Genomic DNA, 18,547 nt, shown 5'->3' on the forward strand with positions numbered 1-18,547 from the left:
GCCGGAGGGTCTGTACGTTAGCAAACTGTTCCGTGGACGGGTCGCTGGCGTAGCTCAACCGGTAGAGCGTCGGATTTGTAATCCGGAGGTTGTGGGTTCGAGTCCCACCGCCAGCTCGGTCGAGTCGGACGAACAGCCACCCCGAAGCGATCGGGTGTACGGCGCCGGTGGGTGGGGTACCGAAGCGGCCAAACGGGGCAGACTGTAAATCTGCTGGCTTATGCCTTCGGAGGTTCGAATCCTCCCCCCACCATTCTTGTCGAGAAACTGACGAAACAAAGGGCGTAGCCCGCGTAAGGGCAGGGGGGTCGCGCGCGGCGGGCAGGCGCGCCAGCGGCGAACCCGCACAGGGCGAAACCCCACCGTGAGGAGAAACAGAGGCGATGGCGAAGGAAAGGTTTCAGCGAACGAAGCCGCACGTGAACGTGGGTACGATCGGACACGTGGACCACGGGAAGACGACGCTGACGGCGGCGATCACCCAGGTGCAGGCCTCGAAGGGATACGGGGAGTACGTGGCGTTCGACCAGATCGACAAGGCTCCGGAGGAACGGGAGCGTGGGATCACGATCGCGACGGCTCACGTGGAGTACGAGTCGGAGGCACGCCACTACGCGCACGTGGACTGCCCGGGCCACGCGGACTACGTGAAGAACATGATCACGGGCGCGGCGCAGATGGACGGCGCGATCGTGGTGGTGTCGGCGGCGGACGGGCCGATGCCCCAGACGCGGGAGCACATCCTGCTGGCCCGCCAGGTGAACGTGCCGTACATCGTGGTGTTCCTGAACAAGGTGGACCAGGTGGACGACGAGGAGCTTCTGGACCTGGTGGAGCTGGAGGTCCGTGAGCTGCTGAGCGAGTACGAGTTTCCGGGCGACGACGTGCCGGTGATCCGTGGCTCGGCGCTGCATGCGCTGGAGAGCGGGGAGCCGGAGGCTGAGGAGACGGCGTGCATCGCGGAGTTGATGGAGGCGCTGGACACGTACATCCCGGTGCCGGAGCGCGCGACGGACAAGCCGTTCTTGATGCCGGTGGAGGACGTGTTCACGATCACGGGCCGGGGGACGGTGGTGACGGGCCGGATCGAGCGCGGGGTGGTGAAGACGGGCGAGGGCGTGGAGCTGGTGGGACTGGGCTCGGAGAAGAAGACGGTGGTGACGGGGGTGGAGATGTTCCGGAAGATCCTGGACGAGGGTCGGGCGGGGGACAACGCGGGTCTGCTGCTGCGGGGCGTGGCGAAGACGGAGGTGGAGCGCGGGATGGTGGTCGCTCACCCCCGGTCGATCCTGCCGCACCGGAAGTTCAGCGCGGAGGTGTACGTTCTGACGAAGAACGAGGGGGGCCGTCACACGCCGTTCTTCAACGGATACCGGCCGCAGTTCTACTTCCGGACGACGGACGTGACGGGGTCGGCGGAGCTTCCGGAGGGAGTGGAGATGGTGATGCCGGGAGACAACGTGAACATGGCGGTGGAGCTGATCGCGCCGATCGCGATGGAGGAGAACCTCCGCTTCGCGATCCGCGAGGGCGGACGGACGGTGGGCGCCGGCGTCGTCACCGCCATCCACGATTAGCCCGACGCCCCGGTCGAGACGCGGACCATTCACGCCGCTCGTCCGCTCGTCGGAGTTCGGCCACGATCTTCGGGAGACGCATAAATGAGGGTTCGGATCACGCTCGAATGCACGCAATGCAAAGAGCGAAACTACACGACGACGAAGAATCGGCGGACGCACCCGCAACGGGCCGAGCGGAAGAAGTACTGTCGGCGCTGTGACGGCCACACCACGCACAAAGAAACGCGGTAGAGAGATTCGATTGGCCGGGATCGTCAGGAGAACCCAGGAGTTCGCGGAGCAGGTGCAGGTCGAGATGCGTCGCGTCACGTGGCCCGACAGGGATCAGCTGCGCGGCGCGACGATCGGCATCCTGATCTTCGTCATGATCATGGCGGTCATCATCGGCGCCATGGACTCCGTGTTCGCGGCGTTCGTTCGTTTCGTCGTCGGAGCCTTCAGTGGCTGAGCGAACGGGCGCGGAGGCCGGGACGACGGGCGCTCCGAACGAAGATCCGCGGTGGTACGCGCTGCAGACCTACTCCGGCCACGAGCGGAAGGTGAAGACCCTCCTGGAGCAGAAGATCCAGGCGTACGACGGAGAACCTCCGATTCGGGATGTGATCGTCCCGACCCAGGAAGTGGTCGAGATCAAGGGCGGCAAGCGCGTCAAGTCGACGAAGCGGCTTTACCCGGGGTACGTGCTCATCCAGATGCTGCTGGATCAGAACACGATGTACGTCGTGAACAACGTCCCCGGCGTGATCAAGTTCGTGGGCAGCGGGAAGGCGCCGCAGCCCCTCAAGACCGAGGAAATGAACAAGATCCTCGGCATCGCGGACGAACTCGAACAGGCGGGCCCGGAAGCGGAGATCCCGTTCCGTCCGGGACAGGTCGTCGAGGTGATGGAGGGACCGTTCAGCGATTTCAGCGGAACGGTGGAAGAAGTGTTTGCGGAGAAGGGAAAGGTGCGCGTGCAGGTAAGCCTGTTCGGGCGCCCCACATCGGTCGAACTCGACTACACGCAGCTGCAGGGCTTCTGAATGGCCCGCGCAGCACACGGCCGGCAACCCATCGACACGGACGGCTAAATGCCGCCTAAGAAGCAGGCCACGGGATTCATCAAGCTGCAGATTCCGGGTGGGCAGGCGAACCCCGCTCCGCCCGTCGGTCCGGCGTTGGGCCAGCACGGCCTCAACATCATGGACTTCTGCAAGACGTTCAACGCGCAGACGCAGCAGGATGTGGGCACGATCATCCCGGTCGAGATCACGGTCTACAAGGACCGGACGTTCAGCTTCATCACCAAGACGCCACCGGCGGCGGAGCTGCTCAAGAACGAACTGGGTCTCGCTTCGGGCTCGGCGGAGCCCAACCGCGAGAAGGTGGGGAAGGTCACGGGTGATCAGCTGCGCAAGATCGCCCGGATCAAGATGAAGGATCTGAACGCGGCGGACGAGGAAGCCGCGATGCGGATGATCGAGGGCACCGCGCGATCCATGGGGATCGAGCGCGCGGACTGATTCGGGAGAAATCGGAGAAGATGCCGAAACGCGGCAAGAAATACCGCTCCGCGGCCGCGACCGCTCCGCGGAACGGTTCGCTCGCGCCTCGCGAAGCGCTGGAACGCGTCCGGACGATGGCGTTCGCGAACTTCGACGAGACAGTGGAGGCTGCGGTGCGTCTGGGAGTGGACCCTCGACGGGCCGACCAGATCGTGCGGGGCACCGTCATCCTGCCGGCCGGCACGGGACGTCCCGTCCGCGTACTGGCGCTCGTCCCGGCGGATCGGGAGGAGGAGGCCCGGGCGGCCGGAGCGGACTACGTGGGCACGGACTACATCGCCCGCATCCAGGATGGGTGGCTCGACTTCGATGTCGCGATCGCGACGCCGGACCTCATGAAGAACGTGGCCCGGCTCGGTCGCATACTCGGTCCCCGCGGCCTCATGCCGACACCCAAGGCGGGCACGGTCACGATGGACGTGGGGCGCGCCATCCGGGAATCGAAGGCCGGCAAGATCGAGTTCCGGGTGGACCGCACGGGCAACGTCCACGCGCCGATCGGCAAGGTGAGCTTCGAAATCGACCAGTTGGCCGGGAACTTCGAGGCTCTCATGGACGAGATCGTGCGGTTGAGACCGGCCGCGGCGAAGGGGCGATATGTGAAGAGCGTCACCGTGGCGAGCACCATGGGCCTCGGTGTTTCCGTTGACGAAGACATTTATCGGTAGATCGAACCGGCATATTGATGAGACTCGAAGAAAAGCAGCGCATCACCCGCGAACTGAGCCAACAGCTCGAGGAGAACGGGACGATCTACCTGACCGACTTCACGGGATTGAACGTGAAGGCGGTCACGGAGCTCAGAGCCCGGCTCCGAGAGCAGGGGCTGACCTACCGGGTCGTAAAGAACACGCTCATGAAGCGGGCGCTCGAGGATGTGGACCTTCCGGACCTGAGGTCGCATCTGGAGGGCCCCACGGGGCTCGTGTTCAGCGAATCCGACCCCGTCGTTCCGGCCAGGATCCTCAAGGAGTTCGCGAAGGCGCACGAGGATCGGCCGGTGGTGAAGATAGGCGTCATCGACAGGGTGGAGGCGACGCCGGAGGATGTCGGACGAATGGCCGATATCCCGCCGCGCGAGGTGCTGCTGGGCGGCATCGCCGGTGGGCTGACGGCAAGTGTGGGCGGCATCGCCGGTGCACTGGGGGCGCTCATCCGCGACATCGCGGACATGATCGAACAGGTGGCGAAGAAGAACCAGGCCGCGTGATGCGGGGGCGCGCCCGCGGCGTGCGGGCGCGCGGAATACGTGCATAAAGGATCGAGGGAACGGTAGAACATGTCCAAAATCGAAGACCTTCTGCAGGAGATCGGCTCGCTGACGGTGCTGGAAGCCGCCGAGTTGAAAGACAGGATGGAAGAGACCTTCGGGGTCACGGCCGCCGCGCCGGTCGCCATCGTCGCCGGGCCCGGCGGAGATGGTGGCGCCGCCGAAGAGGAGAAGACGGAATTCGACGTCATGCTGACGGCGGTGGGCGACAAGAAGATCCAGGTGATCAAGGTCGTCCGCGAGGTTACGAGCCTCGGACTCAAGGAGGCGAAGGCCGTCGTCGACAACGCCCCCGGACCCGTCAAGGAAGGCGTGTCCAAGGAGGAGGCGGAAGAGATCAAGTCCAAGCTCGAAGCGCAGGGCGCCACGGCGGATCTCAAGTAGTCACGCTGGCAGAGCGTGGCGGGATACGGCACCGAACTCCATGCCTCGGACCGCGGCTTGACCGCGGTCGGGGCCGCGGTGTCGCGGTCCGACCCCTCACGGTGCATGAACCGGAGCCGCCGCTTGTCGGCGGCCCCGGCTTCTGCGCATCTCCGATGTAAACGAGCGGTTCCCGGGGGAGGTACGATTTGACGGCAAACGGCAGACCCGCAGTCTCGTTCGCCAAGCTCGACCGTCCGATATACATGCCGCATTTCCTGGACGTGCAGCGAGTGGCCTTCGAGCGTCTGTTGCAGACGAAAAAGAGCGAGGATGAGCGGAGCGACCTGGGTCTCGAACGGGTCTTCCGCGAGATCTTCCCGATCACGGACGTGAACGAGAACTTCTCGCTCGAATTCGTGAGCTACGCCCTCGGAGAGCCGAAGTACGTCGTGGAAGAGTGCATCGAGCGCGACATGACGTACTCGGCGCCCCTGAAGGCGCAGCTCCGGCTCGTCATCTTCGAGACCGTCGGGAAGGACGGCGAGAAGCGCCCCGGCAGCATCCTCGAGAAGGAAGTCTATCTGGGTGACCTTCCGCTGCTCACGGAGCAGGGCACGTTCGTCGTGAACGGCGCCGAACGCGTCATCGTGAGCCAGCTGCACCGTTCCCCGGGGGTCGTGTTCGAGGAGACCGTGCATCCCAACGGGACGCGCCTCTTCTCGTCCCGCATCATTCCGTTCCGCGGTTCATGGGTCGAGTTCACGCTCGACATCCACGACGTGATCCACGTCCACATCGACAAGAAGAAGAAGTTCCCGGCCACGGCGCTGCTCCGGGCGCTGGGCTACGGACGGAGCGTCGACATCCTGGAGCTGTTCTACAGGCGCCGGGTCGTGCAAATCGAAGCCGATGAGGAAGAGGGGGCGGCGCGCCGCGAGTTCACGGGCACGCTGGTCGCCCGGAGCATCCCGAATGCGGATTTCGGGGAAGAACCGACGTCCCTGAGACTCGACGAACTCGAGGCGGAGTCGGAACGGCCTCGCTGGCTGGCGGAAGATCTCCCCGCTCCGGCGGAGGGGGGGGCGATCGGGGCCGCCGGCGACCGGATCGCCGGCGAACTCGTGAACCGCGCCTCCGAGGCGGGGATCGAGAGTGTCGCCGCGTTCGAGGCCGACGAGGCGTTCCTCGTTCGGCGCGGCGAGATGCTGACCGAGGAAGCGATCGAGCGCCTCGCGCGTGTCGGCGTCTCCGAGGTCGAGGTCTACTCGAGCGCCACCTTCGTGGCCCTGCGCGGGACGTACGAGGACCTCGCCATGCGGCGCGACTGGAGTGCGAGTCCGCAGCTCGCCGCGGAGGTGGTCGACAGGGACACGGGCGAGGTGCTTGCCGAAGAGGGTGTCCCGTTCGATAGGCGGCTCTTCGCGGAGCTGAAGGCGGGCGGCGTCCGCGAGGCGCTCGTCTTCACCGGTGGCCCGCGCGGCGAGTCGCCGCTCCTCCGGAACACCCTGGCCAAGGATCCGACTTCGAGCGAGGCGGCCGCGCTGCACTCCATCTACTCGCTGGTCCGGCCCGGCGAAGCGCCGAATCTGGCGACGGCCCGGGGGGCGCTCGACCGGCTCTTCTTCAACCCCAAGCGATACGATCTGGGGCGGGTCGGGCGGCACAAGGTCAACCACCGCCTGAAGGACGTGTACCGGCTGGTGGACCTCGAGGCGCCGAGGGACGACCTCGTGGTCCTGGACCCCTCGGACTTTGTCGCGATCATCCGCTATCTCATCGAGTTGCACGAGGGTCGCGGCTACACCGACGACATCGATCACCTCGGGAACCGGCGCGTACGCTCGATCGGAGAGCTGATCGCCAACCAGTTCTCCGTCGGACTGTCGCGCATGGCGCGTCTGGTCCGCGAGCGCATGTCGATCAACAGCGATCCCGACAAGATCTCGATCGACGATCTCGTCAACGCGCGAACGGTGAGCGCCGTCATTCAGGCCTTCTTCGGCAGCTCGCAGCTCAGCCAGTTCATGGACCAGACGAACCCGTTGGCGGAGCTCACGCACAAGCGCCGCCTGAGCGCGCTCGGGCCCGGCGGCCTGACCCGGGAGCGTGCGGGGTTCGAGGTGCGCGACGTGCACTACTCTCACTACGGCCGGATGTGTCCGATCGAGACCCCGGAGGGGCCGAACATCGGGCTCATCACTTCCGTGACCACCTACGCCCGCCTGAACGAGCTGGGTTTCCTGGAGACCCCGTATCGCCGGGTCATCGACGAGAAGGTGTCGACCGAGGAACTCGTCTGGCTCTCGGCCAGCGAGGAAGAGGAGTACGCCGTCGCCCAGGCCAATGCGGAGCTGAATCCCGATGGGACCTTCGCGCGGTCCCTCGTCCTCTGCCGGCGCCGCGACGACTATCCGCTCCTGCCGCCGGAAGAGATCGACTTCATGGACGTCGCGCCCGATCAGCTCGTCGCGGTGTCGCCCGCGCTGATCCCGTTCCTCGAACACGACGACGCGAACCGGGCCCTGATGGGGTCCAACATGCAGCGGCAGGCGGTCCCGCTCCTCTTCCCCGAACGCCCGCTCGTCGGGACGGGGCTGGAGAGCAAGGTGGCGAAGGACTCCGGGGCGGTCGTGCTGGCGCGACGCGCCGGTGTCGTCACCCGGGTCACGGCGGACGAGATCGAGATCGATACCGGCAGGCCGCGCCAGGCGGCCGGCGAGATTCCGCTCGCTCGTCTCACGCAGTACGACAGCTACCGGCTGCGGAAGTTCTGGCGCACGAACCAGGACACGGCGATCAACCAGCGGCCCATCGTTCGCCTCGGCGACACGGTCGAGGCCGGGGACGTGATCGCCGACGGAGCGGGCACCGACGGAGGGTCGCTCGCCCTCGGCCGCAACGCGCTGGTCGCCTTCATGCCCTGGTTCGGACACAACTTCGAGGACGCGATCGTGATCAGCGAGAGGCTGGTCAAGGATGACGTCTACACATCGGTCCACATCCAGGAACTCGAACTCCACGTGCGGGACACGAAGCGCGGGATGGAGGAGATCACGCGCGAGATCCCGAACGTGGCCGAGGAAGCGCTCGTCGACCTCGACGACCGGGGCATCGTGCGCATCGGCGCGGCGGTCCGGTCGGGGGACATCCTCGTCGGGAAGATCACGCCGAAGGGGGAGACGGAACTCTCGCCCGAGGAGAAGCTGCTCACCGCGATCTTCGGCGAAAAGGCGAAGGATGTGAAGGACAGCTCGCTGCGCGTGCCCCCCGGCGTCGAAGGCACCGTGATCGACGTCAAGATCTTCTCGCGCCGGATCGACGACCCGCTGCTCGAGCGGGAGCACGGGGAGCGGATCGCCGAACTCCGCGAGACCGAACGGGACGAGATCTCTCGCGTCATCGATGCCCGCGACGAGGAACTCGCGGAACTGCTCGATGGAGAAACGGCGGTCCTGTGTCTCCGCCGTGGCGCCCTCGAGCCCTGCTTCGCCGAGGGCACAAAGCTGAACCTCAACGCGCTCCGCGACATCGATTTCGGAGAGGTCGACCTCGGCACGCTCAAGGTGGAGGACGACAAGTCGAACGACCTCGTCCGTCGCGTCGTGGCGGAGGCCAGGGCCCGCGTCGAGCGGATCCGGGAGCGGACCGAGGACGGCATCGACAAGATCTTCCAGCCCGACGAATTGTCGCCGGGCGTCGTCCAGCTCGTGAAGGTCTACCTCGCCGAGAGACGGAAGATCTCGGTCGGGGACAAGATGGCCGGCCGTCACGGGAACAAGGGCATCATCGCCCGCGTGGTGCCGGAGGAGGACATGCCCGTCCTGCCCGACGGCCAGTCGGTCGAGATCGTGCTCAACCCGCTCGGCGTGCCGAGCCGGATGAACGTCGGCCAGATCCTCGAGACCACTCTGGGGTGGGCGGCCGAGGCGCTCGGGTTCGAGGCGAATACGCCCGTCTTCCAGGGGGCGACCGAACACGAGATCGGAGCGCTGCTGAAGATCGGGGGCGCGCACTGGGCGGCCCGGACCCTCGGTGCGCAGGTGGCCCCGCCCGACCTCCCGTACCAGACGATCCAGAAGATCGTGTACGAGATCCAGGCCTGGGAAGGTGACGATCACGGGTCGAGTGACGCCGCCGGCCTGGGAAGGGGGCTGGACGCCTATCTGACGGGGAAGGGCGAGCTGGCGAAGTACCTCCAGAGCCTGGCCAGCTTCGTCCTCCACGCGGTGCGCGATGTATCGGGGGGGACCACGGCGGCCAAACTGGAAGCCGCGGGCTGGCCGAACGCCGCCGCTCTCTCGGGCCGCCGCAAGGTGACCGAGGGTCTGGACGCGGCGGTCGTGGAGTTGATGGAGCGCGCCGGACTGCGCCCCACCGGCAAGATGCGGCTCCGCGACGGGCGCACGGGCGAGGAGTTCGTGGCGGACATCGCCGTGGGCCAGATCTACATGATGAAGCTCTCGCACCTCGTTGACGACAAGATCCACGCGAGATCCATCGGTCCGTACAGCCTCGTCACGCAGCAGCCGCTCGCCGGGAAGGCGCAGTTCGGGGGACAGCGTTTCGGCGAGATGGAGGTATGGGCGCTCGAGGCGTACGGAGCCGCGCATACGCTGCAGGAGATGCTGACGGTGAAATCGGACGACGTCACCGGGCGAAGCCGGGTGTACGAGGCGATCGTCAAGGGTGACAACCTGCCCAAGCCCGGAGTTCCCGAGAGCTTCAACGTGCTCGTCAAGGAGCTTCAGGCGCTGGGGTTGAGCGTGACGCTGGGGAGAAACGAGTCCGACCCGCTCTTCTAGCCGTCAGGCGTTCGACGAGAGGCGGCGGGCGGAGCGGCCGGGCGCGAGCCCGGATCCGGAACGAACCAAGAGGGTGACAGATGATCGATTTTCCGCGACAGCGCAGCAGCGGCACGGCCGAGTTCGACTGGATCCAGATCAAGCTCGCAGCCCCCGAGGAGATCCGCTCCTGGAGCCATGGTGAGGTCACGAAACCCGAGACCATCAACTATCGCTCGTTCAAGCCGGAGCGCGACGGTCTCTTCTGTGAGCGGATCTTCGGGCCGGTCAAGGACTGGGAGTGTCACTGTGGGAAGTTCAAGCGGATCCGGTACCGCGGCCACATCTGCGACAAGTGCGGGGTCGAGGTCACGCTCTCCAAGGTCCGCCGCGAGCGGATGGGTCATATCGAACTCGCGGTGCCCGTGGCGCATATCTGGTTCTTCAAGACGCTCCCGTCGCAGATGGGCTATCTGCTCGGGATGAAGCTGAGGGATCTCGAGAAGGTCATCTACTACGCGGCGTACGTGATCACCGAACCCGGCCGGCAGGAGGTCGAGTTCAAGCAGGTGATCGAGGAGGACGAGTACTGGGAGCTGACGGACAAGGCGCGCGAGGAAGGGGACACGGCGTTCCGCGCGGAGATCGGGGCCGAAGGGGTCCGTACCCTGCTGGGCCAGCTCGATATCGACGAACTCGCCGAGCAGCTGCGCTACGAGGTCGTGCACGAGACTTCGAAGCATCGGAAGAAGAAGAAGCTGAAGCGCCTCAAGGTCATCGACGCGATCCGCAACAGCGACGAAGAGGTCTCGAAGCGCAACAGCCCGGAGCACATGATCATGGACGTGATCCCGGTGATTCCGCCGGATCTCCGTCCTCTCGTCCCGCTCGATGGCGGCCGGTTCGCGACCTCCGACCTCAACGACCTGTACCGCCGCGTCATCAACCGGAACAATCGGCTCAAGAAGCTGCTCGAGATGCGCGCGCCGGAAGTGATCCTGCGCAACGAGAAGCGCATGCTCCAGGAGGCGGTGGACGCGCTGTTCGACAACGGGCGGCGCGGGAAGGCGATTCGCGGGCGCGGCAAGCGGCCGCTCAAGTCGCTGTCGGACATGCTCAAGGGGAAGCAGGGGCGCTTCAGGCAGAACCTGCTCGGCAAGCGCGTCGACTATTCGGGTCGCTCGGTGATCGTCGTCGGCCCCGAGTTGAAGCTGCACCAGTGCGGGCTGCCGAAGAAAATGGCGGTCGAACTGTTCAAGCCGTTCATCGTCCACGAACTCGAGCGGCGTCTCCACGCCGAGACGGTGAAGCGCGCCAAGAAGCTCGTCGAGCTGGACGACCCGACGGTCTACGAAGTCCTCGAGGACATCATCAAGGACCACCCGGTACTCCTGAACCGGGCGCCGACGCTGCACAGGCTGGGGATCCAGGCCTTCGAACCCGTCCTCGTCGAAGGGAAGGCGATCCGCATCCATCCGCTCGTGTGTGCCGCGTTCAACGCGGACTTCGACGGCGACCAGATGGCGGTGCACCTCCCGCTGTCGTTCGAATCGCAGCTCGAAGCGCGAGTCCTCATGCTGTCGAGCAACAACATCCTGAAGCCGTCGAGCGGTCGGCCGATCGCGTCTCCGTCGCAGGACATGGTCCTGGGCTGCTACTACATGACCAAAGTGCGGCCGGACTTCGAGGCGCAGCAGAGCCGCACCGATCTTCCGCACTTCTCGGACGCGGCGCAGGTCGAACTCGCACTGGAAACCGGATATCTGCGATCGGCCTCGGGGACGCCGGACTATCACATGCCGATCCGGCTCCTCGTGGAGGAGAAGACCGACGACGGACAGAGCGAGAAGAAGTGGATCGTGACCAGCGTCGGACGGGCTCTCTTCAACGCGATCCTTCCGGACCGGGTGCCGTACGTGAACGAGACGCTCGGCAAGGGTACGCTGGCAGACCTCGTCTTCCAGTCGTTCCGGCTGGCTGGCCTCGAGGAGACCACGATCTTCCTGGATGAACTCAAGGACTTCGGGTTCAAGTACGCGACCCGGGCCGGCGTCTCGATCGGGCTCGACGACATGGAGATCCCGCCGGAGAAGCAGGAGATCCTCGGGGAGGCGCAGGAGGATGTGAATCGCTTCACGAAGGCGTACCACCGAGGCGTGATTTCCTTCGGCGAGCGATACAACAAGGTCATCGACGCCTGGACCCACGCCAACAACGATGTGGCGGACGCCATGGTGGGGGGGCTGAAGAGCTCGAGAGAGGGATTCAATCCCATCTACATGATGTTCGATTCCGGCGCGCGGGGTTCGCGCGATCAGATCCGACAGCTGGCGGGGATGCGCGGGCTCATGGCGAAGCCCCAGAAGAAGCTGACGGGCGGCATCGGAGAGATCATCGAGAGCCCGATCCGCTCGAACTTCCGGGAGGGCCTCAGCGTACTCGAGTACTTCATCTCGACCCATGGGGCGCGCAAGGGACTCGCGGACACCGCGCTCAAGACGGCCGATGCCGGCTACCTGACGCGGCGGCTCGTGGATGTGGCGCAGGACGTCACGATCATCGAGGAGGACTGCAATACGATCCTCGGACTGGACGTCACGGCTCTGAAGGAGGGCGAAGACATCATCCAGCCGCTGTCGGATCGCGTGGCGGGCAACATCGCGGCCGACGCCGTGATCGATCCCATCGACGAGGAGGTCATCGTCGAGTCGGGCGAAATGATCACGGAGGCGCGGGCCCGGGCCATAGACGAGAGCGGGGTACAGCAGGTACGGATTCGCTCGGTCCTCACCTGCGAGTCGCGGCGGGGCATCTGCCAGCAGTGCTACGGCCGCAACCTGGCGACGATGGGGCCTGTCGACCTGGGGGAGGCGGTCGGGATCCTGGCCGCGCAGTCGATCGGCGAGCCCGGCACGCAGCTCACGCTGCGGACCTTCCATATCGGAGGGACGGCGGCTCGGATCGCGGCGCAGACGCAGCGCCGCTCGAAGCTCGAGGGCATCGTCGCCTTCGAGCGCGTCACGACCGTGGAGGACCCCTCGGGCGATACGATCGTCACGAGCCGCGAGGGTGAGCTGCTCATGAAGACCGCGGACGATCGCATCCTCTCGCGTCTCGCGGTCCCGTATGGCGCGACGCTCTTCGTTGAAGACGGCGTGGAGGTAACGCACGGCGATCTGCTCTTCGGCTGGGACCCCTACTCCGAGCCGATCGTGGCCGACAAGAAGGGCCGCATCCGCTTCAACGACATCGTGCCGGAGGAGACGGTGCGCGAGGAGCTCGACGAGGCGACCGGCCGGCGCCAGCAGGTCATCATCGAGGACCGCGAAAAGAAGCTCCACCCGGTCCTCGACATCGTCGATGAGAAGGGTGGGAAGCTCCGCGAGTTCATCGTCCCGGTCGGCGCGCAGCTCCTGGTGCAGAACCGCCAGGCGATCAGCGCGGGCGAGGTCCTCGCCAAGATCAGCCGGGAAGCGTACAAGACCCGCGATATCACGGGAGGCCTGCCCCGGGTCGCCGAACTGTTCGAGGCCCGGAGGCCCAAGGACCCGGCGACGATTACGGAGGTCGACGGCCGCGTCTCGTTCGGCGGGATCAAGCGCGGGAAGCGCGAGATCATCGTCACGATGGATGGCGACGAGCAGATGGTGTACCAGATCCCGGTCGGGAAGCACCTGCGCGTGCACGAAGGGGACCTCGTACGCGCCGGAGACCGGCTCTCCGAGGGACCCGTGAACCCGCACGACATCCTCCGGGTGAGGGGGCCGCGCGCCGTCCAGGAGTACCTGTTGAACGAGATCCAGGAGGTCTACCGGCTGCAGGGGGTGCGGATCAACGACAAGCACATCGCGGTCATCGTGCGCCAGATGCTGCAGAAGGTCCGCATCACCGACCCGGGAGCGACGGAATTCCTGGAGGGCGAGCACGTCGATCGCATGGAGTTCCGCGACGCCGCGCGCCGGGAGCTCGGGAGCGGGGGCAAGCCGCCCCGGGCCGAGCCCATTCTCCTCGGGATCACGAAGTCGAGCCTGACGACGGAATCGTTCATCAGCGCCGCCTCGTTCCAGGAGACGACGCGCGTCCTCACGGACGCCGCGGTACGGGGGGCGAAGGACCAGCTGCGGGGACTGAAGGAGAACATCATCATTGGGCATCTCGTCCCGGCCGGGACGGGGACGCACCGTTTCTCCGACATAGAGTTCCTGATCGACGACTCGCTCAAGGCGCAGATCGATTCCATGCGCCGCCCGGTGCTGCCCGAGGAAGCGCCCCGGAGCCTCTTCTCCGATCTTCGGGACCAGGCGGAGGAGGAGACGGCCCCGGAGGAGAGTGCGCTGCTGACCACCTGATCCGGGCCTCCGGCCGGCCGCTCTCGAAACGGCCCAAAGCCGCTTGACACCGGCACGTAGCGTCACTACTCTCCGTGTTCTGTCGACCGACCGGTCGGCGGTCGCCGCGGGGGCGGTCTTGATCCGCCCCCGATTTTTTTCTCCCCAACGGCCGGGCCCTTGTTCGGTGATCGGTGCACCGGTGCGGCCGGAGGGAGCGATGGAGCGGGAATGCCGACCATCAATCAGTTGGTCCGCAAGGGCCGCCGAAAGATTGAGAAGAAGAGCAAGGCGCCCGCGCTGGAGGGGAATCCCCAGAGGCGCGGCGTCTGTACGCGCGTGTACACCACGACGCCGAAGAAGCCCAACTCGGCCTTGCGCAAGGTCGCGCGCGTGCGGCTCACGAACGGCTACGAGGTGACGGCCTACATCGGGGGAGAAGGGCACAATCTCCAGGAGCACAGCATCGTGCTGATTCGGGGTGGACGAGTGAAGGATCTCCCGGGTGTCCGATACCACATCATCCGGGGAACCCTCGACGCTTCCGGTGTGGACGACAGGAACCAGGGCCGGTCGAAATACGGTTCGAAGAAGAGGAAATAGTTCGGGGTCGTCCCCGGACATTCGAGCGGGCCGGACGATCTGTCGTCCGGAGCGGTTCACCCGCAGGTGAAACAGGGCCCGGCCTCGGAGTCCGTGGTCGGGCTCTGGCTGCATGTACGAGTTCTCCGGGTGGACCGGAGACGCACACGGCGGGAAGAGATGCCACGACGAAACCGTGCTGAACAGCGTGAGGTGACCCCGGACTCCCGGTACGGGAGCACCGAAGTCACGAAGTTCATCAACATGCTGATGCTGGAGGGGAAGAAGTCGCTCGCGGAGCGGACCTTCTACAACGCGATGCGGACCGTCGAGATGAAGACGGGACAGCCCGCGATGAACGTGTTCCGGCAGGCGCTGCAGAACGTGAAGCCGATCCTCGAGGTGCGGAGCCGCCGGGTGGGCGGCGCGACGTACCAGGTGCCGATGGAGGTCTCGTATCGGCGGCGGGACACGCTCGCGCGCCGATGGCTCGTCCAGTACGCGCGGGCGCGCTCCGGCAAGACGATGGCGCAGCGTCTCGCGGGCGAGTTTCTCGATGCCGCGCGGGGTGACGGGGGGGCGGTGAAGAAGAGGGAGGATGTCCACCGGATGGCCGAGGCGAACAAGGCGTTCGCGCACTACCGGTGGTAGGGCGGCGTTTCCGGATGAACGCGGCCGCAACGGGTTCCGGACACGATTCCAGGTAGAGATAAATATCGATCGATGGAGAGAAGAACACCGCTGGAGCGGCTTCGGAATATCGGCATCATGGCGCACATCGATGCCGGAAAGACGACGACGACCGAACGGGTTCTGTTCTATACCGGCCGGACGCATCGGCTGGGTGAAGTGCATCATGGCGACGCGACCATGGACTGGATGGAGCAGGAGCAGGAACGCGGCATCACGATCACATCGGCCGCGACCACCTGTTACTGGGAGTGCTACGACGAACCGCACCGCATCAACATCATCGACACGCCGGGGCACGTGGACTTCACGGTCGAGGTGGAGCGAAGCCTGCGGGTGCTCGATGGCGCGGTCGCCCTGTTCTGCGCGGTCGGCGGCGTAGAGCCGCAATCGGAGACCGTTTGGCGCCAGGCGGACAAGTACGGCGTCCCTCGCCTCGCGTTCGTCAACAAGATGGACCGCGTCGGCGCCGACTTCATGAACGTCGTCCGCATGATGCGCGAACGGCTCGGCGCGAACGCGCGGCCTCTCCAGATCCCGCTCGGCGAGGGCGAACTCTATACCGGCATGGTCGACCTCGTGCGCGAGGTCAAGGTCGTCTATGACGATGAGTCGCTGGGTACCAGTTGGAGCGAGGGCCCCGTGCCGGATGCGCTGCTGGAAGAAGTGGCGCAACTCCGGAGCGAACTCATCGAGGCCGCGGTCGAGTACGACGAGCCGCTGCTCGAGAAGTATCTCGACGGTGAGGAGCTCAGCGAAGAGGAGGTCCGGCGGGCCGTCCGCAAGGCGACGCTGGCGAATGGAATCACACCGATCCTGTGCGGGTCCGCTTTCAAGAACAAGGGCGTGCAGCGGCTCCTCGACGCGGTGATCGACTACCTCCCCTCTCCGCTCGACGTGCCTCCGGTCACGGGCCACCTCCCGCAGCGGGACGAGTCCGTGGTCGAGCGCGCGGCTGACGAGACCGCGCCGTTTTCGGCGCTCGCGTTCAAGATCGCGACGGATCCGTACGTGGGACGTCTCACCTACTTCAGGGTGTACTCGGGGACGGCGAAGGCCGGATCACACGTCCTGAACTCTTCCCGGGGCCGGAAGGAGCGTGTGGGACGCCTCCTTCAGATGCACGCGAACAAGCGTGAAGAGCGGGACGAGGTGTTCGCCGGAGACATCGCGGCGGCGATCGGGCTCAAGCACACCCGGACGGGGGATACGCTCTCGTCCCGGAGCGACCCGATCGTGCTCGAGTCGATGAGCTTCCCCGAACCGGTCATTCGGGTGGCGATCGAACCGAGGACGAAGGCGGACCAGGACAAGCTCGCGGAAGCTCTGGCGAAGCTGGCCGAGGAAGATCCGACCTTCCGCGTCTATACGGACGAAGAGACCGGGCAGACGATCATCAGCGGGATGGGCGAACTCCATCTCGAGATCATCGTCGACCGCTTGCAGCGCGAGTTCCGCGTGAACGCCAATGTGGGCCGGCCGCAGGTGGCCTACCGGGAGACGATTCGCAAGGCGGTCCGGAAGGTGGAGGGCCGCTTCGTGCGTCAGACGGGAGGGCGCGGGCAGTTCGGGCATGTGATCATCAACCTCGAGCCGACCCACCCCGGGGGAGGGTTCGTCTTCGACTCCGAGATCCGCGGCGGGAACGTGCCGCGTGAGTACGTCAGGTCCGTGGAGCAGGGGATTCGCGAAGCGCTCGATTCCGGCATCGTCGCCGGCTACCCGATCATCGACGTCAAGGCGACGCTGATCGACGGGTCGTATCATGAAGTCGACTCGAGCGAGATGGCGTTCAGGATCGCGGGCTCGATCGCCCTCAAGGCAGGCGCCCGCAGGGCGCAGCCGGTGTTGCTCGAGCCGGTCATGAACGTCGAAGTGGTCACGCCGGACGATTATCTCGGCGACGTCATGGGCGATCTGTCCAGCCGGCGCGGAAAGATCGGCGGCATGACGCAGCGTTCGTCCGCGCGAGTGATCGGAGCGTCCGTGCCGCTGTCGGAGATGTTCGGCTACGCGACCTCGCTTCGGTCGATGAGCCAGGGGCGCGCGGTCTACACCATGCAGTTCTCTCACTACGAGGAAGTTCCGGGATCCAAGACGGTGGAGATCGTCTCCGCCAACGGCGCATAACGGTCCGGGACCGCCGGGGCTCCGCACCAGCGGGCACCGGAGGCCGGGTCTGAGCCGGCACAAAGGAGAAACAGGGGCGATGGCGAAGGAAAGGTTTCAGCGAACGAAGCCGCATGTGAACGTGGGCACGGTGGGACACGTGGACCACGGGAAGACGACGTTGACGGCGGCGATCACACAGGTACAGGCGGCGCGGGGCTACGGGCAGTTCGTGCCGTTCGACCAGATCGACAAGGCGCCGGAGGAGCGGGAGCGTGGGATCACGATCGCGACGGCTCACGTGGAGTACGAGTCGGCGGCGCGGCACTACGCGCACGTGGACTGTCCGGGCCACGCGGACTACGTGAAGAACATGATCACGGGCGCGGCGCAGATGGACGGTGCGATCGTGGTGGTGTCGGCGGCGGACGGACCGATGCCCCAGACACGGGAGCATATTCTGTTGGCCCGCCAGGTGAACGTGCCGTACATCGTGGTGTTCCTGAACAAGGTGGACCAGGTGGACGACGAGGAGTTGCTGGACCTGGTGGAGCTGGAGGTCCGTGAGCTGCTGAGCGAGTACGAGTTTCCGGGCGACGACGTGCCGGTGATCCGTGGCTCGGCGCTGCATGCGCTGGAGAGCGGGGAGCCGGAGGCTGAGGAGACGGCGTGCATCGGGGAGCTGCTGGATGCGCTGGACACGTACATTCCGGTGCCGGAGCGAGCGACGGACAAGCCGTTCTTGATGCCGGTGGAGGACGTGTTCACGATCACGGGCCGGGGGACGGTGGTGACGGGCCGGATCGAGCGCGGGGTGGTGAAGACGGGCGAGGGCGTGGAGTTGGTGGGACTGGGCTCGGAGAAGAAGACGGTGGTGACGGGGGTGGAGATGTTCCGGAAGATCCTGGACGAGGGTCGGGCGGGGGACAACGCGGGTCTGCTGCTGCGGGGCGTGGCGAAGACGGAGGTGGAGCGCGGGATGGTGGTCGCTCACCCCCGGTCGATCCTGCCGCACCGGAAGTTCAGCGCGGAGGTGTACGTTCTGACGAAGAACGAGGGGGGCCGTCACACGCCGTTCTTCAACGGCTACCGGCCGCAGTTCTACTTCCGGACGACGGACGTGACGGGATCGGCGGAGCTTCCGGAGGGAGTGGAGATGGTGATGCCGGGAGACAACGTGAACATGGCGGTGGAGCTGATCACGCCGATCGCGATGGAGGAGAACCTCCGCTTCGCGATCCGCGAGGGCGGACGGACGGTGGGCGCCGGCGTCGTCACCGCCATCCACGATTAGCCC

General features: G+C 65.9%; 14 protein-coding genes and 2 tRNA genes. All 16 read left to right on the forward strand.

Going from position 1 to position 18,547, the window contains the following annotated elements:
- The first annotated feature begins 43 nt into the window (after nucleotides 1-43).
- The 16 genes from ACOOHF_RS11475 (at nucleotide 44) to tuf (ACOOHF_RS11550) (ending at nucleotide 18,544) form a co-directional block, all read left to right on the forward strand.
- Nucleotides 44-116, forward strand: a tRNA-Thr gene (locus ACOOHF_RS11475).
- Nucleotides 117-170: 54 nt separating this feature from the next.
- Nucleotides 171-253 (forward strand) — tRNA-Tyr (locus ACOOHF_RS11480).
- 130 nt (nucleotides 254-383) lie between these two features.
- A complete protein-coding gene (gene tuf / locus ACOOHF_RS11485) occupies nucleotides 384-1,577 on the forward strand; it encodes an elongation factor Tu (RefSeq protein ID WP_420461793.1) in 1,194 nt (397 codons plus the stop codon).
- An 84-nt stretch (nucleotides 1,578-1,661) separates the two neighbouring features.
- Nucleotides 1,662-1,811, forward strand: coding sequence for a 50S ribosomal protein L33 (gene rpmG / locus ACOOHF_RS11490; protein ID WP_419934987.1), 150 nt, complete (start codon nucleotides 1,662-1,664; stop codon nucleotides 1,809-1,811).
- A 10-nt stretch (nucleotides 1,812-1,821) separates the two neighbouring features.
- Nucleotides 1,822-2,028: a preprotein translocase subunit SecE gene (secE, locus tag ACOOHF_RS11495; protein ID WP_419164774.1), complete on the forward strand. Its 207-nt coding sequence runs from the start codon at nucleotides 1,822-1,824 to the stop codon at nucleotides 2,026-2,028.
- Nucleotides 2,021-2,602: a transcription termination/antitermination protein NusG gene (gene nusG / locus ACOOHF_RS11500; RefSeq protein ID WP_419934988.1), complete on the forward strand. Its 582-nt coding sequence runs from the start codon at nucleotides 2,021-2,023 to the stop codon at nucleotides 2,600-2,602. Before secE ends, nusG begins: the two co-directional genes overlap by 8 nt.
- 48 nt (nucleotides 2,603-2,650) lie before the next feature.
- Nucleotides 2,651-3,082, forward strand: coding sequence for a 50S ribosomal protein L11 (gene rplK / locus ACOOHF_RS11505; RefSeq protein ID WP_419934989.1), 432 nt, complete (start codon nucleotides 2,651-2,653; stop codon nucleotides 3,080-3,082).
- Nucleotides 3,083-3,102: 20 nt separating this feature from the next.
- A complete protein-coding gene (gene rplA / locus ACOOHF_RS11510; protein ID WP_420461794.1) occupies nucleotides 3,103-3,792 on the forward strand; it encodes a 50S ribosomal protein L1 in 690 nt (229 codons plus the stop codon).
- 17 nt (nucleotides 3,793-3,809) lie between these two features.
- Nucleotides 3,810-4,334, forward strand: a complete 525-nt coding sequence (gene rplJ / locus ACOOHF_RS11515) for a 50S ribosomal protein L10 (protein ID WP_420461795.1) — start codon at nucleotides 3,810-3,812, stop codon at nucleotides 4,332-4,334.
- A 69-nt stretch (nucleotides 4,335-4,403) separates the two neighbouring features.
- The gene (gene rplL / locus ACOOHF_RS11520; RefSeq protein WP_419934992.1) at nucleotides 4,404-4,778 is read left to right on the forward strand and encodes a 50S ribosomal protein L7/L12; all 375 of its coding nucleotides are present in this window, start codon (nucleotides 4,404-4,406) and stop codon (nucleotides 4,776-4,778) included.
- A 188-nt stretch (nucleotides 4,779-4,966) separates the two neighbouring features.
- A complete protein-coding gene (gene rpoB / locus ACOOHF_RS11525) occupies nucleotides 4,967-9,562 on the forward strand; it encodes a DNA-directed RNA polymerase subunit beta (RefSeq protein WP_420461796.1) in 4,596 nt (1,531 codons plus the stop codon).
- Between the two features lie 80 nt (nucleotides 9,563-9,642).
- Nucleotides 9,643-13,890: a DNA-directed RNA polymerase subunit beta' gene (gene rpoC / locus ACOOHF_RS11530; protein ID WP_420461797.1), complete on the forward strand. Its 4,248-nt coding sequence runs from the start codon at nucleotides 9,643-9,645 to the stop codon at nucleotides 13,888-13,890.
- A 210-nt stretch (nucleotides 13,891-14,100) separates the two neighbouring features.
- Nucleotides 14,101-14,472 carry a 30S ribosomal protein S12 gene (gene rpsL / locus ACOOHF_RS11535; RefSeq protein ID WP_419934994.1) on the forward strand — a complete coding sequence of 124 codons (372 nt, stop codon included), beginning with the start codon at nucleotides 14,101-14,103 and terminating at the stop codon, nucleotides 14,470-14,472.
- A gap of 159 nt (nucleotides 14,473-14,631) precedes the next feature.
- The gene (rpsG, locus tag ACOOHF_RS11540; protein ID WP_419934995.1) at nucleotides 14,632-15,102 is read left to right on the forward strand and encodes a 30S ribosomal protein S7; all 471 of its coding nucleotides are present in this window, start codon (nucleotides 14,632-14,634) and stop codon (nucleotides 15,100-15,102) included.
- Nucleotides 15,103-15,174: 72 nt separating this feature from the next.
- Nucleotides 15,175-17,271 carry an elongation factor G gene (gene fusA / locus ACOOHF_RS11545; protein ID WP_419934996.1) on the forward strand — a complete coding sequence of 699 codons (2,097 nt, stop codon included), beginning with the start codon at nucleotides 15,175-15,177 and terminating at the stop codon, nucleotides 17,269-17,271.
- Between the two features lie 79 nt (nucleotides 17,272-17,350).
- Nucleotides 17,351-18,544, forward strand: coding sequence for an elongation factor Tu (tuf, locus tag ACOOHF_RS11550; RefSeq protein ID WP_419934997.1), 1,194 nt, complete (start codon nucleotides 17,351-17,353; stop codon nucleotides 18,542-18,544).
- Nucleotides 18,545-18,547 lie beyond the last annotated feature (3 nt).

This window comes from Candidatus Palauibacter sp., assembly GCF_965216145.1.
In the GTDB taxonomy this organism is placed as follows: domain Bacteria; phylum Gemmatimonadota; class Gemmatimonadetes; order Palauibacterales; family Palauibacteraceae; genus Palauibacter.

Coding starts and splice junctions, on each gene's coding strand:
- rplA (WP_420461794.1), top strand. CDS start 3,103: ATGCCGAAACGCGGCAAGAAATACCGCTCCGCGGCCGCGACCGCTCCG.
- rplK (WP_419934989.1), top strand. CDS start 2,651: ATGCCGCCTAAGAAGCAGGCCACGGGATTCATCAAGCTGCAGATTCCG.
- rplL (WP_419934992.1), top strand. CDS start 4,404: ATGTCCAAAATCGAAGACCTTCTGCAGGAGATCGGCTCGCTGACGGTG.
- rplJ (WP_420461795.1), top strand. CDS start 3,810: ATGAGACTCGAAGAAAAGCAGCGCATCACCCGCGAACTGAGCCAACAG.
- tuf (WP_420461793.1), top strand. CDS start 384: ATGGCGAAGGAAAGGTTTCAGCGAACGAAGCCGCACGTGAACGTGGGT.
- rpoC (WP_420461797.1), top strand. CDS start 9,643: ATGATCGATTTTCCGCGACAGCGCAGCAGCGGCACGGCCGAGTTCGAC.
- rpsG (WP_419934995.1), top strand. CDS start 14,632: ATGCCACGACGAAACCGTGCTGAACAGCGTGAGGTGACCCCGGACTCC.
- rpmG (WP_419934987.1), top strand. CDS start 1,662: ATGAGGGTTCGGATCACGCTCGAATGCACGCAATGCAAAGAGCGAAAC.
- fusA (WP_419934996.1), top strand. CDS start 15,175: ATGGAGAGAAGAACACCGCTGGAGCGGCTTCGGAATATCGGCATCATG.
- rpsL (WP_419934994.1), top strand. CDS start 14,101: ATGCCGACCATCAATCAGTTGGTCCGCAAGGGCCGCCGAAAGATTGAG.
- tuf (WP_419934997.1), top strand. CDS start 17,351: ATGGCGAAGGAAAGGTTTCAGCGAACGAAGCCGCATGTGAACGTGGGC.